This window comes from Streptomyces sp. HUAS TT7 (assembly GCF_051550175.1).
Classification (GTDB): domain Bacteria; phylum Actinomycetota; class Actinomycetes; order Streptomycetales; family Streptomycetaceae; genus Streptomyces.
In genome coordinates, this window is sequence record NZ_CP196175.1 from 4,988,495 (window position 1) to 5,004,227 (window position 15,733).

14 protein-coding genes and 1 tRNA gene are annotated in these 15,733 nt (G+C 70.5%); 8 read left to right on the forward strand and 7 right to left on the reverse strand.

The window, feature by feature from the left end; all coding sequences use genetic code 11:
- Positions 1–71: 71 nt before the first annotated feature.
- The gene (locus ACSHXC_RS22615) at positions 72–302 is read right to left on the reverse strand and encodes a hypothetical protein (protein WP_438293335.1); all 231 of its coding nucleotides are present in this window, start codon (positions 300–302) and stop codon (positions 72–74) included.
- Positions 303–396: 94 nt separating this feature from the next.
- Here ACSHXC_RS22615 and ACSHXC_RS22620 point away from each other — a divergent pair, with 94 nt between their 5' ends.
- Both ACSHXC_RS22620 and ACSHXC_RS22625 read left to right on the forward strand, forming a co-directional pair.
- Positions 397–1,095 carry a helix-turn-helix domain-containing protein gene (locus ACSHXC_RS22620; protein WP_438293336.1) on the forward strand — a complete coding sequence of 233 codons (699 nt, stop codon included), beginning with the start codon at positions 397–399 and terminating at the stop codon, positions 1,093–1,095.
- Entirely contained in the window at positions 1,092–2,765 is a 1,674-nt protein-coding gene (locus ACSHXC_RS22625; protein ID WP_438293337.1) for a site-specific integrase, read from the forward strand. The genes ACSHXC_RS22620 and ACSHXC_RS22625 overlap by 4 nt, the downstream gene beginning before the upstream one ends.
- Positions 2,766–2,811: 46 nt before the next feature.
- Here ACSHXC_RS22625 and ACSHXC_RS22630 read toward each other — a convergent pair.
- Positions 2,812–2,884 (reverse strand) — tRNA-Arg (locus tag ACSHXC_RS22630).
- An 85-nt stretch (positions 2,885–2,969) separates the two neighbouring features.
- Positions 2,970–4,238: an Ig-like domain-containing protein gene (locus tag ACSHXC_RS22635; RefSeq protein WP_438293338.1), complete on the reverse strand. Its 1,269-nt coding sequence runs from the start codon at positions 4,236–4,238 to the stop codon at positions 2,970–2,972.
- A gap of 135 nt (positions 4,239–4,373) precedes the next feature.
- Here ACSHXC_RS22635 and ACSHXC_RS22640 point away from each other — a divergent pair, with 135 nt between their 5' ends.
- Entirely contained in the window at positions 4,374–5,465 is a 1,092-nt protein-coding gene (locus ACSHXC_RS22640) for an LCP family protein (RefSeq protein WP_438293339.1), read from the forward strand.
- A 206-nt stretch (positions 5,466–5,671) separates the two neighbouring features.
- Positions 5,672–7,366, forward strand: coding sequence for a class I adenylate-forming enzyme family protein (locus tag ACSHXC_RS22645; RefSeq protein ID WP_438296757.1), 1,695 nt, complete (start codon positions 5,672–5,674; stop codon positions 7,364–7,366).
- Positions 7,367–7,495: 129 nt separating this feature from the next.
- Here the strand turns inward: ACSHXC_RS22645 and ACSHXC_RS22650 are convergent, their stop codons facing one another.
- A complete protein-coding gene (locus ACSHXC_RS22650) occupies positions 7,496–8,800 on the reverse strand; it encodes a M6 family metalloprotease domain-containing protein (protein WP_438293340.1) in 1,305 nt (434 codons plus the stop codon).
- Positions 8,801–9,090: 290 nt separating this feature from the next.
- Here ACSHXC_RS22650 and ACSHXC_RS22655 point away from each other — a divergent pair, with 290 nt between their 5' ends.
- On the forward strand, positions 9,091–9,747 hold the full coding sequence (locus tag ACSHXC_RS22655; RefSeq protein WP_438293341.1) for a TetR/AcrR family transcriptional regulator: 657 nt from the start codon (positions 9,091–9,093) through the stop codon (positions 9,745–9,747).
- Between the two features lie 136 nt (positions 9,748–9,883).
- Positions 9,884–11,428: an MFS transporter gene (locus ACSHXC_RS22660; protein ID WP_438293342.1), complete on the forward strand. Its 1,545-nt coding sequence runs from the start codon at positions 9,884–9,886 to the stop codon at positions 11,426–11,428.
- Positions 11,429–11,476: 48 nt separating this feature from the next.
- Here ACSHXC_RS22660 and ACSHXC_RS22665 read toward each other — a convergent pair whose 3' ends face one another.
- A complete protein-coding gene (locus tag ACSHXC_RS22665) occupies positions 11,477–11,968 on the reverse strand; it encodes a MarR family winged helix-turn-helix transcriptional regulator (protein WP_438293343.1) in 492 nt (163 codons plus the stop codon).
- A 148-nt stretch (positions 11,969–12,116) separates the two neighbouring features.
- Here ACSHXC_RS22665 and ACSHXC_RS22670 point away from each other — a divergent pair, with 148 nt between their 5' ends.
- Complete coding sequence (locus ACSHXC_RS22670; RefSeq protein WP_438293344.1) at positions 12,117–12,902, forward strand: dioxygenase family protein; 786 nt, start codon at positions 12,117–12,119, stop codon at positions 12,900–12,902.
- A gap of 39 nt (positions 12,903–12,941) precedes the next feature.
- On the opposite strand, the gene ACSHXC_RS22675 is transcribed toward ACSHXC_RS22670, so the two are convergent.
- Positions 12,942–13,478, reverse strand: coding sequence for an N-acetyltransferase family protein (locus ACSHXC_RS22675; protein ID WP_438293345.1), 537 nt, complete (start codon positions 13,476–13,478; stop codon positions 12,942–12,944).
- A 148-nt stretch (positions 13,479–13,626) separates the two neighbouring features.
- Here ACSHXC_RS22675 and ACSHXC_RS22680 point away from each other — a divergent pair, with 148 nt between their 5' ends.
- Positions 13,627–14,625 carry a sigma-70 family RNA polymerase sigma factor gene (locus ACSHXC_RS22680; RefSeq protein WP_438293346.1) on the forward strand — a complete coding sequence of 333 codons (999 nt, stop codon included), beginning with the start codon at positions 13,627–13,629 and terminating at the stop codon, positions 14,623–14,625.
- A 106-nt stretch (positions 14,626–14,731) separates the two neighbouring features.
- Here ACSHXC_RS22680 and ACSHXC_RS22685 read toward each other — a convergent pair whose 3' ends face one another.
- Positions 14,732–15,715: a helix-turn-helix transcriptional regulator gene (locus ACSHXC_RS22685; protein WP_438293347.1), complete on the reverse strand. Its 984-nt coding sequence runs from the start codon at positions 15,713–15,715 to the stop codon at positions 14,732–14,734.
- Between the last annotated feature and the right edge of the window lie 18 nt (positions 15,716–15,733).

Consider the following 15,733-nt stretch of genomic DNA (forward strand, 5'->3'; position numbering starts at 1 on the left):
TCCACGTCTGTCCACAGTCCAGCGTTTCTGTGTCAGCTCAGCGCAGACACGTCTGCTACGCAGCCGCCCTCTCATGCGGCCAGTCCCAGCACGGCCAGCAGGTCGGCGGTCACCACCCGATAGGCGCTGCCCAGCCGCAGCACCTTGCACGGGTACTGGCCCCGCTTCGCGAGCCCGTACCCCTTGCTCCGCCCGAGCCCGAGCGCCCGGTTGCCCGTCTCCAGGTCAACGGCGACGGGAAGCTCCAGCAGCTCCTCGCGGCTCATGCCCTTCATCCGGCCGACGGGCTCGTTCTCGCGCATGCGCGCTCCATCCATGACTGAGCCCTCGGCGAACACGGCGATCGCGCTCGTCTCCAGGCCATGGAATCAACGCTAAGCGAGTTAATGTGTCCTCATGACACAACACCGTTCCGACCATGGAACTGAGACGGACGACGAGGACGACGTCCTTGAGTGGGCGGACCAGGTCATGGCCACCGTGGCCGGCGAGGTCCGCAGACGACGGAAGGAACTGCGATGGAGTGCGCAGGACTTGGCCGACAAGTGCGAGGAGATCGGCCACCCGATCCCCCGCAACGTGATCGCCAACATGGAGTCCGGACGCCGCTCCAACCTGCCCCTGGTCGACGTCATGGTCCTGGCCCAGGCCCTGAACACGCCCCCCATCTGCCTGATCTACCCCGTCGGCTACATCGACGACGTACAGCGGCTCCCCCTCCAGCACCCCACCGCCACGCTGGACGCTCTGAGCTGGTTCACCGGGGAGAACACCACGCTCGGCGCGGACAACGACATGCTGCGCTACTTCCGCGCACACCAGGCCGCTGAGGAGAGGCTCAAGACCGCACGGAAAGAGGAGGAGTACGCGCGCTACCACGCCGAGACCGCCCCCAACGCAGACCGGAAGGCAGAGGCCCTCCGCACCCAGGCGCGTGCCGCCGAGGCTGCCGAGGCTGCCATGAATCGTTTGCGCAGGGCCCGCGCCTTCATCCGGAAGGACGGCGTCACGCCTCCCTTCCTGTGGCCCGACATTGCCGCCGAAGTCGATCCGCCCGAACTCAGCCCCAACGCCATTGAGGAGAACAACGTTTGAAGGGCTCTACCCACCGCCGCTGCTACTGCCGCGACGCGAACACCGGCAAGCCGCTCGGCAAGAACTGCCCCAAGCTCTCCAGCCGCAAGCACGGCTCGTACTCCGTACGCCAGGAGCTTCCGCCTCGCGAGGACGGCACCCGCCGCTCCTTCAGCCGCGCCGGCTACGAGTCGCTGAAGGCCGCCCAGGCCGACCTCGACCACATACGCGCGCTCCTCGGTCTCACCGAATCCGACGACCCCGAGGGGCTGACCCAGATCGCCGAGTTGCTGGAGAAGGTCGCCGACGAGAAGGCCCCACTGCCGGACATCGAAGCGACCCGCAAGCGCCTCAGCCACGGCCTGGACCTGACGAGCCGCCTCACCGTCGGCGACTGGCTGGACATGTGGCTGGCCGGCAAGAAGGGGCGGCAGAGCGCCATCAGCCGCGACGAGAGCAACATCCGCGTCCACCTCAAGCCGAGGATCGGGCACCTGCGGCTCGACCGGCTGCGGGTCGCCCACCTGTCGGAGATGTTCGAGGTCATTGCCGAGGCCAACGTCGAGATCGCCGAGGGAAACGCCGCGCGGCGCAAGGCATTTGAGGACCTCTCCCAGGTCCCCTGGAAGGGGCGCGAGCACCGCGCCCGCCGCAAGGCGATGAAGGCGGCGATCGATGAGATGGAGCCCTACCGCCGCATCGTCGGCGCGGCCACGCGTCAGCGCGTCCGCTCCACGCTGCGGGCCGCGCTGAACGCCGCGATCGCCCAGCAGTTGATCACTTTCAACCCGGCCGCCCACGTCGAGTTGGACGCGGGCAAGCGCCCCAAGGCGCTCGTGTGGACCGAGGAGCGCATCCTCCACTGGAAGCGCACCGGCGAGAAGCCCTCGCCCGTGATGGTGTGGACGCCGGAGCACACCGGCCTCTTCCTCGACCGCGCCGCCGAGGACCGCCTGTACGCGCTGTTCCACCTGACCGCGTTCCGTGGGCTGCGTCGCGGCGAGGCGTGCGGCCAGAAATGGACCGACACGCACCTGGACACCAGCTTCATCACCGTTGCCAAGCAACTCGTCGTCGACGGCTGGGAGGTGTACGAGGACGACCCGAAGACCGATTCCGGCGCACGCACGATTGCCCTGGACTCCGACACGGCCGAGGCCCTCAAGAGGCACCGCGTCCAGCAGGACGAGGATCGCGAGAAGTGGGGGACCGCCTGGGTCGAGACCGGCCGCGTCTTCACCAAGGAGAACGGCGAGATGCTGCACCCCGCCAACGTCACCCGCCGGTTCATCGAGCTGTACGAGGAGATCGGCCTCCCGCCGATCCGGTTCCACGACCTGCGCCACGGCGCCGCGACGCTGGCCCGCGCCGGCGGGGCCGACCTGAAGGCCATCCAGGAGATGCTCGGCCACTCCTCGATCACCATCACGGCCGACACGTACACGAGCCTGTTCCCCGAGGCGGACTTGGCGATCGCCGAGGCCGCGGCCCGACTCGTGCCGCGAGCCCGCGTCGCCTCCGAGAACACCGCCCCCGAAGCGGAGCCCGAGCTCGATGAGGCGGAGGAGCCCGGCGCTGAGCCTGTGCCGAATGGTGCTGATCCGTCGGGCGAAATAGCGGGGCCTGGCGACCCGTCCGCTCACGCACCGCTCACGCAAACGGCCCCGGACGAGAAGTCCGAGGCCGAGTAGAACGCCTCCCTGGGGGAGAAACCCCAGGTCAGCGGCGTAAAGCGTGTGCCCCCGGGCAGATTCGAACTGCCGACACCCGCTTTAGGAGAGCGGTGCTCTATCCCCTGAGCTACGGAGGCGTGCTGCCGATGGCAGACCTGGACAGGGTAGCGGATGCGGGGACGGGCCTGCTGGCGGGGCGGGGGAGTCCGCCCAAGGGGGCTGTCACGTGATCGCGCTGCCCGCCGTCCACTGCACCCACGGCATGTTCCAGCCGGAGAGGCCGTTGTCCGGGGCGACCGTGCCGCCGCCCGTCGAGTTGCGGACGATCACCACGTCGCCGAGCAGCGAGTTCGCGTAGAACCAGGCGCCGGGAGAGTCCGGGTCGCCGCCGCCCTGGGCGTCCTGGAGGCCTATGCAGCCGTGGCTGCTGGCGGTGGCGCCGAAGGCCGAGGGTGCGGCCCAGTAGTTGCCGTGGATGAACGTGCCCGAGTTGGTGAGGCGCTGGGCGTGCGGCACGTCGGGGATGTCGTACTCGTCGCCGAGGCCCACCGTGGTGCTGTTCATCTTCGTCTGCCGGTCCTGCTCGCTGATGACCATCGTGCCGTTGTACGTGGCGTACTTCGGCTGGCCGGTGGAGACGGGCACCCGCTTGAGCGTGGCGCCGCCGCGCCGCACGGTCATCTCCTGGGTGGCCGCGTCCACCGTGGAGATCTGCTCGCGGCCGACCGTGAAGGAGAAGGACTTGTCCTGAACTCCGTATATTCCCTTGGCCAGTTCGAGCCCGTCGAAGTCGAAGGCGACCGTGACCTTGGAGTCCGGCTTCCAGTAGTCCTGCGGGCGGAAGTCGATGCGGCGGTCGCCGAACCAGTGACCCGCCGCCTGCTGGCCGCTGCTCGAAGTGATCTTCACGGCGGACTCCGCGGCCCTGTGGTCGGTCACCGCCTTGTCGAACCTGAAGGAGACCTCCATGCCGACCCCGACCGTGGAGGCGTCCTCGGGGGTGTAGAACGCGATCGCCGAGTTGCTCTCGGAGACCGTCGTGAAACGCGTGGTCGTGGTCGCCGCCCGCCCGTCCGGATCCTTCGCCTCGGCGGTCAGCGTGTACGCCGTGCCGCGGGCCAGGTTCGCCGAGGGATGCCAGGCGGTGCGGGCCGGGGTCAGCGCGCCGGGTATCGCCCTGCCGTCTTGGGCCATGAGGGTGACCGAGGCGAAGGTGCCGTCCGCGACGCTCGCCCCGACGTCCTTGACGGTGATGCCGACATGGTCCGCGCCGTCCTTCGGTGTGGTGGTGATCCGCGCCTTCGACACCGTCGGGCTGGGGCTCGGGGACGCGTCCTTGCCGCCGCCCGACGAGCAGCCGACGAGCGCCAGTACGGCCATCGCGAACAGGGCCAGGGCCGGTGCGATCCCCGGGCGGCGGGCCCGTGTGCGCCCGCCGGTCGACGTGGATGCCGGGGCGGATGCCGGCGTGGACCTTGGTGTGGGCTTCAACTTGGACGTCTCCCCTCCGGCAGCTGTCAGCCTGGGTGCCCGTTCTGCGGGGTTGTGCACCTTTCTTGTAGTGTGCGATAACGCCCTGTTTGTACGCATGCGGAGTTCTGGGTCGTCGACGGACGGAGTCGAAGGATGACGTACGGACCCCGTTGGGGGCGGATACCCCGGATGGGCCGGCCCACCCGTCGGCGGGCCACCCGTATGCGCATCGTGCTCTGCTCGCTCGCCGGGGTGCTGCTGCTCGTGGGCGCCGCCGCCGCGTACACCTGGCACCGGCTGAGCGGCAACATCAGCAGCGTCGAGCTCGGCTCGCTGCTCACTCCGGAGGCCTCGGCCACCTCCGACCTCAATATCCTGGTCGTCGGCTCCGATTCGCGGGCCGGCGAGAACGCCGCGCGGGCGGGCGGGGGCGAGGACGCCGGGCGCTCCGACACCACCCTGCTGCTCCACGTGTACGACGGCCGCAAGAAGGCGGCGCTCGTCAGCATCCCGCGCGACACCATCGTCAACCGCCCCGCCTGCGCCACCGCATCCGGCCAGATGCTGCCGGGGCGCGACAGGGTCATGTTCAACGCCGTGTACGAAATGGGCGGAGCCCCCTGTACGGTCGCCGCCGTCGAGGAGCTGAGCGGCGGGCTGCGGATCAACCACTACGTCGAGGTCGGCTTCAACGGCTTCGCCGAGCTGGTGGACGCGCTCGGCGGGGCCGACATCACCCTGGTCAAGCCCATCGACGACAAGCAGAGCGGGGTCCATCTCGGGGCCGGCAAGCACCACTTGGACGGCCAGCAGTCCCTCGATCTCGTACGCACCCGGCACGGCGTCGGCAACGGCAGCGACCTCGGCCGGATCCAGCTCCAGCACCAGTTCCTGACGGTGCTGATCGGCAGGATGGCCGGCCAGGACCTGCTCACCGACCCGGTCAGGCTCTTCGCCGTCGCCGATGCCGCGACGAAGTCCCTCACCACCGACTCCTCCCTCGCCCACGTCGACAGCCTCGCCTCGCTGGCGTACTCGATGAAGGGGCTCGGCGCCGGCGACGTCCAGATGGTCACCCTTCCGGCCCAGCTGGAGCAGGGCGACGAGGACCGCCTCGTGCCGGACGCCGCCCGGGGCAGGATGCTCTGGGAAGCCCTGGAGGCCGACCGCCCGGTCCCGCAGGGCGCGCTCACCGGCACGGCGTCGGAACCGAACGGAATCGGCCAAGTGGTGACGCCGGGCTGACCCACGGGGCCGTTGTGTTTTACACCGACCTTGACCGGGGCGGGGCAGCGGCATAGCGTCGTGGCCACTGGGACTGAGCAGGCGCTTAGGAGGGCGATCCGGTGGCGACGACTGGGGCGACGGGAGCGACAGGGACGTCGGGGGCGCAAGGCGGCGGGGCGCGGGCGGCCGGGTCGCAGTCCGCCGGGGCGCCGGAAGCCGGGACGCTGGAAGCCGGGGCGCACATCGGGCCCGCTCGCGCCGAGGCGCTGCTCACCGCGCCCGGGGCGCCGTTCGCCGTTGTCCGCGGGGAGGCGGGTGCGCTTGAGTACTCCTCCGGGCCGCGCACCCTGCGGGAGTTCGTCGAGACGGTCTGGGCCTTCGGGGACCAGCCGTTCCTGATCGCCGAGAGCGGCACGTACTCCTACGCCGAGTTCCTCGCCGCCTCCTGTGCCCTGGCCCGGCGCCTCACCGACGTCTACGGACTGCGCCCCGGCGACCGTGCCGTCATCGGCATGCGCAACCACCCCGAGTGGCAAGTCGCTTTCTGGGCAGCCCAGTTGGCGGGTCTGGTGGCCGTGCCGCTGAACGCGTGGTGGACCGTGGAGGAGTTCGCGTACGCCCTCGACGACTGCACCCCGCGCGTGCTGCTCGTCGACGGCGAGCGGCTTGGGCGGGTGGCGGGCTGGGCCTCCACGCACGGCGTGCGCGGCATGGTCTTCCACTACGAGGGTGAGCTGCCCGGCGGATTCGAGCGGTTCGACGACCTCGGTGAGCTCACCTCGCCCGACCCCTGTGCGGGGCCGCCCGACGTCGACGTCCCGCCGGACGCCGACGCCACCATCATCTACACCTCCGGCACCACCGGCCGCCCCAAGGGAGCGGTCGCGACGCAGTTCGCGCAGGCCGGGGCGGTCATGAACCCCCGCTTCCAGGCGGCCATGTCGATGCTCGGACGCGGCATCGTCCCCGGTCAGGGGCCCACCCCTGTCACCCTCATGACCTTCCCCTTCTTCCATGTCGCCGCCTTCACCTCGCTGTACGCGGCGATGGCCGCGGGCGGCACGCTCGTCCTGATGCGGAAGTGGGACGCGGGGCGGGCGCTCGGCCTGATCCGGGAGCACGGCGTCACGCATTACGCGGGGGTGCCCGCCACTGCTCTTCAGCTGCTCGCCGCCGCATCGGAGGCGGGGGATTCGCTGGAGAGCCTCACCGCGCTCAACACCGGCGGTGCTGCGGCTCCGCCCGGGCTCGTGGGCGGGCTCACCGCGCGATACGGGTCCCGGATCGAGCCGCGCAACGGGTACGGGCTGACCGAGACCAGCGGGGGCGTCCTCGCCAACTTCGGCGCCGAGTACCGGAGTTGGCCCGACAGCGCGGGGCGGCCCACTCCCGCCACCGAGGTGCGGATCGCCGGGGCGGACGGTTCTGCGATCGCCGACGGTGAGGTCGGGGAGCTGTGGCTGCGCGGGCAGTCGTTGGTCCGGGGGTACTGGGGTGATCCCGCTGCCACTCAACTCGCCTTCCAGGACGGGTGGTTCAGGACGGGGGACCTCGCGGTGCTGTGCGACGGGCGGGTCGGGATCGTCGACCGGATCAAGGACATGGTGATCCGGGGTGGGGAGAACGTGTACTGCGTGGAGGTCGAGGGGGTCCTTCACGATCACCCCGCGGTGCTGGACGCGGCGGTGGTCGGGGTGCCGCATCCGGTGCTGGGGGAGGAGGTGGGGGCGGTGGTTCAGGTGCGGGGCGGGTCCGGGGTGACCGCGGATGCCCTGCGGGCGCATGTCGGGGCGGTGCTGGCCGGGTTCAAGGTGCCGGCGCACATTGTTCTGCGGGAGGGGGCGCTGCCGCGCAACGCCACGGGGAAGGTGCTGAAGCGGGAGCTTCGGGGAGTGTTCCCCACCCCGCCCCTTCCCTAAAGCCTCCGGCGGCTGGAGGGGTGGGGTGCTGGCCGTTCCCGGGGGCTCCGCCCCCGGACCCCCGTTCGCGCCTTGAGGGCGCTCGTCCTCAATCGCCGGACGGGCTCGAATCCGCCGTGGCGGGAACGGTCAGGGCCTGGTCACCCGTACGTGATAGTTCCCCATCCCGTCCACCCCCGTCACGGCTATGCGCACCCCGTTCGTTCGGTCCACGAACGTTTCTCCTGTCGTGTACGTCGCGTCCGACAGTTCCGCGTTGACGTTCGGGCTGCGGGTGCAGCCTCCCGTGGTGGGGTGGCTGTCCGAGACGTTCACCGGGCCCCTGCCCGTGTCGATCTTTGCGTCCACCCGGTAGATCAGGACCCCGGGTCTGCAGACCGCCTCGTCGTTGCCGGCCTGTGTGCGCACTTCTACCGCGTACCCGTTGTCCTTCGTCAGCGGGACGAAGACCAGCTTCGGGCCGCCCTCCGTGGCCAGCGGGGTCAGGGCGTACTGGCTCGCGCCGCTGCCCGTCGCGCAGGACACCTGGCTGTTGTCGAGCCAGCCCAGCTTCCACTTGTGCCAGCCCAGCATGTCGTTGTTGGCGCCCCAGTCCTCGGACATGATGTCCCAGTGCCCGACGGCCCCGCCGCCCTGCGGGGTGTAGAGGTCGGGCAGTCCGAAGACGTGGCCGTTCTCGTGCGGCAGCACCCGGTAGCCGGTCTGCCCGTACGAGCCGGAGCCGTCGTCCTGGCGGCTGTAGACGAATGAGGTGTTGGACAGCGGGACGCCGTCCGCGTACGGCGCGTCCTCGTTTCCCGAGAACGTCACCGAGAGGACCGTGTCCAATGCCGAGGGGCCCGCGTTCGGCGTCACCAGAACGTTCACCAGGTCGTACTTCGAGAAGTTCACCTTCGAGCCGGCCGCCGCGATCACGTCCTGGACCAGGTGGTGGTAGCCGGGTTCATAGGGGGAGCCGCGCTCGATCCCGTACGCCGTGAACGCCTTCGGCATCCTCAGCCAATCCGGGATCGGGGCCTCGGCGCGGTAGTCGAGGCGGCCGTAGGAGGCGTTGCGGAACCAGTCGCTGGTCTGCGGGAAGAATTCCTTGTACCGGCTGAGCGCGGAGCCGGGGCCCACCGCGTCCGGGAAGTCGATCATGAGGGTGAGGGCCCGGACGATGCCGGTGGAGTGCGCGTAGCCGGGCGGGGTCGGAAGGCCTTCCGACATCTGTACGCCCAGCGCGGCCGGGATCCGGCAGGGGCCGAGCAAGGACTCGCCGGGGGAGGCCACAGGGCCCGCGGAGGCGCGGGTGGCGATCGACAGCGTGGTGGAACCGGTGGTCAGCGTGGCGAGCGCGACCGAGGCGAGAGCGGCGCCGAAGAGGGTGGTCCGGCGCCGGCGGGGTATCCGGCGGCCTGGCGCCCGAGCCGGGCGGGACTGGCTGACGTCCATGCGCACGCGCTCGCCTTCGGGGACGCGACAGCCGGCCGGATCCCGACTGTGCTCGTCTGATCACCCTGTGTCGGGCGTGTCGCGTGCGCGCGCTGAGTGGGCCGAATAGGTGTTTTTCACCATATGGATGCATGTGACTCGGGTCACATTCAACTCCGGAAATAACCGGGGAGGGTTTCCCCGTTTGAACCTTCGTCCCCGCGAAACGGGGAATGCTTCCCCGCTTGGGTCAGGTCCCGGGCGGACAGTCCGATTCACTTAGACCAGCAAGAGCAAGAAGGAGCAGTGCCGTGCAGACTGCCGCCGCCCCCGTCGCCGCAGCGCCGCGCCGTGCCCCGCGTCCGCGGGCCGACGCCCTGCGCAACCGGGAGCGGATCATCGCCGCCGCGCGCGAGATCTTCGTCGAGCACGGTGCCGCGGTGCCGCTGGACGAGATCGCCCGCCGGGCCGGCGTCGGCAATGCCACGATCTACCGCCACTTCGCCGACCGCTCGGAGCTCATCACCAGCGTGGTGCTCTATGTCATGGACCGGGTCTCGGGCCGGGCCGAGACGGCGGCCGCCGAGGAGACGGACCCCTTCGAGGCCCTGCGCCGCTTCGTGCACGCGGCGGCCGACGAGCGGATCGGGGCGCTCTGCCCGATGCTCTCCGAGACCTTCGACCAGGACCACGCGGAGCTGAACGCGGCCCGCGAGCGCCTCGAACGCGACGTCGAGGGGCTCATGGGGCGGGCCCGCGCGGCCGGCCGGCTCCGCACCGATGTCGCCGTCGGCGACCTCATGGTCGCCCTCTCCCAGCTGACCAGGCCGCTGCCCGGCACGCCCTGCCTGAACATCGACCAGTTCGTCCACCGTCACTTGCAGCTGTTCCTCGACGGGCTTCAGGCCCCGGCGCGGTCCGAGCTGCCGGGCAGTGCGGCGACCCTCGACGACCTCCGGCGGAGTTGATCGCCTCCCGCTTTCAACTTCCCGTTCGCGCCCTCAACTCGCCGTTCAATAAACCTGGTTGAGGCATCGTGCAAGCGTAGATCAAGCTAGTTTCCGCACTTATCTCGGTAATCCGCGTCCCAAGGTGGCTACCCCCATGTCAAAAACAGTCGGTCTCGACAAGACGGACCAGCTCTCGCTGGCCCCAGATCCCAGTCGCTGGAAGGCGCTCGCCTTCATAGCCCTGGCCCAGCTGATGGTCGTCCTCGATGCGACCATCGTGAACATCGCGCTGCCCTCCGCCCAGCACGCGCTGCACATCAGTGACGCCAACAAGCAGTGGGTCATCACGGCCTACGCCCTCGCGTTCGGCGGGCTGCTCCTGTTCGGCGGGCGCATCGCCGACCTGTGGGGCCGCAAGCGGACCTTCGTCGTCGGCCTGCTCGGCTTCGCCGCGGCCTCCGCGCTCGGCGGCGCCGCCACCGGCGAGGCCATGCTGCTCGGCTCGCGCGCACTCCAGGGTGCCTTCGGCGCTCTGCTCGCGCCGGCCGCCCTGTCGCTGCTCGCGGTGATGTTCACCGACGCCAAGGAGCGCGCCAAGGCGTTCGGCATCTATGGTGCGATCGCCGGTGGCGGTGGCGCGGTGGGCCTGATCCTCGGCGGCTTCCTCACCGAGTACCTGAACTGGCGCTGGACCTTCTTCGTGAACATCCCGTTCGCGATCGTGGCCGCGCTCGGCGCCTACCTCGTCATCCGTGAGCCCTCGGGCACCCGCAACCGTTCGCCGCTGGACGTGCCCGGCGTGATCCTTTCGACCACCGGTCTGGTCGCGCTCGTCTACGGCTTCACCCGCGCCGAGTCGGCCGGCTGGTCGGACGCGCTGACCGTCTCGATGTTCATCGCCTCGGCGGTGCTGCTCGCGGCCTTCGTGACCGTCGAGGCCAAGGTGCGCCACCCGCTGCTGCCCCTGCGCGTGATCACCAACCGCAACCGCGGCGGCGTCTACCTCTCGCTCGGCCTCGCGGTCATCGCGATGTTCGGCCTGTTCCTCTTCCTGACCTACTACCTCCAGGTCGTGAAGGGCTTCTCGCCGGTCAAGACGGGCTTCGCGTTCCTGCCCATGATCGCGGGCATGATCACCGGCTCCACCCAGATCGGCGCCCGCCTGATGACCCGGGTCCCGCCGCGCCTGCTGATGGCCCCCGGCTTCCTGACCGCGGCTGTCGGCATGCTGCTCCTGACCCAGCTCGACATCGACACGTCGTACGCCGGCGTGATCCTGCCCGCGCAGATCCTGCTCGGCCTCGGCATGGGTACGGCGTTCATGCCCGCCATGTCGCTCGCCACCATCGGGGTCGAGCCCCGGGACGCCGGTGTCGCCTCCGCGATGGTCAACACCTCGCAGCAGGTCGGCGGCGCGATCGGCACCGCCCTGCTCAACACCATCGCCGCCTCGGCGACCACGGCCTACGTCACCGGCCACATGGCGCTCGGCGCCACCAACCCGGAGCTCCTGAAGCTCCAGGCCATGGTGCACGGCTTCACCGCCGCCATCTGGTGGGCGGTCGGCATCCTGGTGACGGCCGCCGTCATCGCCGCCACCTTCATCAACACCGGTCGACCCGGCGGCAGTTCGGTCTCCGGACCGGGCGCCGGTGAGGACATCGAGGACGAGGTGCGCATCCCGGTGGTCGCCCACTGACCCCCCGGTAGCACCCCGGACGCACGACCTGCCCTGGCCCCGCTGACATCAGCGGAGCCAGGGCAGGTCCGCTTTCGCGTCCGTGGGCTGGAGGCCCTGCGCCATCACCCGCATGATCTCGCCGAGCTGGTCCGCCTGCTCCGGGGTCAGCCGGTCGAACATCGCCTGCCGTACGGCGGCCACATGCCCCGGCGCGGTCCGCTCCAGGACCTCGTAACCCGCGTCCGTCAGGATCGCGAGCTGGCCCCGCTTGTCCGAGGGGCAGTCCTCGCGCTTGACCCAGCCGTTGTTCTCCAGGCGGGCGACGGCGTGCGAGAGCCGGGACCGGGTGATCTTCGAGTTCTTGGCCAGCTCGGTCATCCGCATCCGGCGCCGCGGGGCCTGCGAGAGCTGGACGAGCAGCCCGTAATAGATGTGCGGCATCCCGGCGTCGCGCTGGAGCTGTCGGTCGAGGTGGTCTTCGAGGAGCCGGGTGGCGTGGAGGTAGGCGCGCCAGGTGCGCTGCTCCTCGTCGCTGAGCCAGTTGGGTGCCGAGGTCATACATCTACTGTACGGACACTTCTTGAAAGTTGAAGTAGATCGCGTTAGGGTGGCACCAGAGCTTGAGACTTCAAGCATGTCTGCTCGTCCCGCGCCCGGTCGCCGGGCCGGTCGGCCGGACTGTCAGTGAGTGAGCCGGAGAGTCGTCATGACCGTCGCCCGCGCCGAGCGCATGCCCGCCCTGTACCTCTCCCACGGTGCCCCGCCGCTCGCCGACGACCCGCTGTGGCCGGGCGAGCTCGCGGCCTGGTCCGCCGGCCTGCCCCGGCCGACGTCGATCCTGATGGTCTCCGCCCACTGGGAAGAGGCCCCGCTCGCGCTCGGCGCCACCGAGGCCGTGCCGCTCGTGTACGACTTCTGGGGCTTCCCCGAGCACTACTACCAGGTGCGCTACGCCGCCCCCGGCGCCCCCGAACTCGCCGACTCCGTACGCAAGTTGCTGCGCGCCCCCGGCATGCCCGTGCAGGACATCCCGGACCGCGGGCTCGACCACGGCGCGTACGTCCCGCTCGTCGAGATGTTCCCCGCCGCCGACATCCCGGTCCTCCAGATCTCCCTGCCGACCCTCGACCCGCGCAAGCTGTACGACATCGGCCGCAAGCTGGCGCCGCTGCGTGACGAGGGCGTGCTGATCGTCGGCAGCGGATTCTTCACCCACAACCTGGCCGCCCTGCGGCACGCCGGCGGCCAAGTGCCCACCTGGTCGGCCGAGTTCGACGACTGGGGCGCGCGGGCGCTGGCCTCCGGCGACCTCGACGCCCTGCTCGACTTCGAGCACAAGGCGCCCGCCGGGCGGCTCGCCCACCCCCGCACCGAGCACTTCGCCCCGCTGTTCGTGACGATGGGCGCGAGCGAGAGCGAGCCGGGCGGGGCCCGCAGTGTCATCGACGGATTCTGGATGGGGCTCGCCAAGCGGTCGGTGCAGTACGGCTGAACGGGCCCGCGGGGCAAGGGAGTCGGCCGCTTCGGCCCCCTACGCCTCCCCGAGCTCCTTCTCGTACCAGGCCACGTCCCAGTAGCGGCCGAACTTGCGGCCCACCTCCCGGTACGTGCCGACGTGGGTGAAGCCGAAGCGTTCGTGGAGCCGGAGGGAGGCCTCGTTCGGCAGGGCGACCCCGGCGTACGCCCGGTGCACGTCCTCGCCCGCGAGCGCCTCGAAGAGGGAGCGGTACAGGAGCGTGCCCACGCCCCGGCCGGTCGCCTCCGGCGCGCAGTACACGCTGACCTCCACGGAGGTCGCGTACGCGGGCTTCGGGCGGAACGGGCTGCTCGTCGCGTAGCCCAGAATGCCGTCCCGGCCGACAAAACGGTCATCGTGAGCAACCAGAAGGCGGTGCGGGCCGTCTTCAGGGTGGGAGTGCAGCCACGGACGGCGCTGTTCGGTGGTGAAGGCGGCCGTGTCGAATGTGATGGCGGTCTCACGGATGAAGTGGTTGTAAATGTCCGTGAGGGCCCCCAGATCGGCCTCCACGCCAGGCCTGACCTGCACCTCTGTACGTTCCTGCGGCACCTGAACCCCTCCCGTGGCGGCACAGGGTACTGCATGATCACGAAAATCGATGGGCGGGACGGGAATTCTGTCCGGATTCCAGCCGTTGTTTCCATCGGATGCAGGGCACCCGGGAGGGTGTCGCGACCCACTCAGTAAGGGAGCACGCATGGCAACCCGCGCCGTCGCCCGCCGACAGTCCGCCTCTGGCGGTTCGGAGTCGGGAAGCAGGGTCCGCGCAGTCAGCGGTGAGATCGCCGACCGTGACCTGGTCGGTATGTACCTCGACGAAATCGCGCGTACGCCGCTGCTCGACGCCGCCAAGGAGGTCGAGCTCTCGCAGACCATCGAGGCAGGCGTGTACGCACGCCAGATCCTCGACGGAGAGGTGGAGAGCAAGGCAGGGGGCGCTTCGCGCGAGGAGCTGGAGGCGCTGTACGCCGCCGGTGAGCGCGCCAAGGACCTCTTTATCCGGTCCAACCTCCGCCTTGTCGTGGCCGTCGCCCGCCGCTACCCGAGGGCCGGTCTGCCGCTGCTCGACCTCATCCAGGAGGGCAACGCCGGCCTGGTGCGCGCGGTCGAGAAGTTCGACTACGCCAAGGGCTTCAAGTTCTCCACGTACGCGACCTGGTGGATCCGCCAGGCCATCACCCGCTCCATCGCCGACCAGTCCCGCACCATCCGCCTGCCCGTCCACCTGGTGGAGGAGCTGGGCCGCATCCGCCGGGTCCAGCGCGAGTTCAACCGGGAGAACGGGCGCGACCCCGAGCACACGGAGATCGCCGCCGAGCTGGGCACCACGCCCGAGCGCGTCGGTGACGTCCTGGACTGGGCGCGCGACCCGGTCTCGCTGAACATGCCGGTCGACGACCAGGGCGAGACCCAGTTCGGTGACCTGCTCGAAGACACCTCCGCCGTCTCCCCCGAGCAGTCCGTGCTCACGCTGCTGCGCAGCGAGGAGCTGGACGACCTGATCTGCAAGCTCGACGAGCGCACCGCCTCCATCATCAAGATGCGCTACGGCATCGACGACGGCCGTGAGCGTACGCTGACAGAAGTGGGCAAGGAGCACGGTCTGACCCGCGAGAGGATTCGTCAGATCGAGAAGCACGCCCTGCTCGAACTGAAGAAGATGGCCCGCGACACGGGCTTCGACGCGGCGGCCTAGGCCCCGCCCCCCCAAGACGAGCTCCGGCACCTTCCCCCCCCTGGTGCCGTGGGCTCCCGGCCCCGGCACCTCTCCCCCCCTGGTGTCGGGGCCCCTCTCATTCCTCTCATTCCCCCGGTCCGGGCGAGGTCGCCCGCGTGAGGCGCTCGCCCAGGTCGCGCAGGTAACCGGTCATCGCCTGCGGCCCGTTGACGGTGAACTCGCAGTCCACCAGGGCCAGGCGCAGCGCCACCCACTCCAGCGAGTCGGTGCACGAGGTACGCAGCCGGCAGCGCCCGCCGTCCAGCGGCTCGGGCGCGCCCATCGAAGAGGGCAGCCGGGCGGTCACGAAGTCGGCGGGCGCCTCGAAGGTGACGTCGACGTCCAGGACGGGCTGCAGCCTGTTCATCGAGTTGCGCACGAACTCGGCCGCGTTCGCCTCGGGCAGCTCGCGCGGCGCGAACCGGGCGCCGGTCGCGAACGGCTCGGCGACCCGGTCGACCCGGAACGTACGCCAGTCGCCGCGCTCCACGTCGTACGCCACCAGGTACCACCGGCGCCCCGTCGACACCAGGCGGTACGGCTCGACCAGGCGCTTGGTGGCCGTGCCGTCGCCGGAGACGTAGTCGAAGCGGAGGCGTTCCTGGCCGGTGACGGCGGAGGCGAGCGTGGTCAGGGTGCGCGGGTCGACGGTGGCGCCGTCGCCGCGCCAGGGCCCGGCCAGCGGCATCGTCGCCGCCTGGAGGCTCGCGACGCGGTGGCGCAGGCGCGAGGGCAGGACCTGCTCCAGCTTCGCCAGGGCCCGGACCGAGGCCTCGTCCACGCCGTCCACCGCGTGGCCCGCGCCCGCGCGCAGGCCGACCGCGATGGCCACCGCCTCCTCGTCGTCCAGGACCAGCGGCGGCATCGCCTTGCCCGCGACCAGCCGGTAGCCGCCCTCGGCGCCGCGCGCCGCCTGCACCGGATAGCCGAGCTCGCGCAGCCGGTCGATGTCGCGCCGCACCGTGCGCCGCGACACCCCGAGCCGGTCGGCGAGCTCGCCGCCGGGCCACTCGCGCGGGGTCTGGAGCAGGGAGAGCAGTTGCAGCAGCCGTGCCGGGGTATCGGTCATGTCATCCAGGATGCCCGG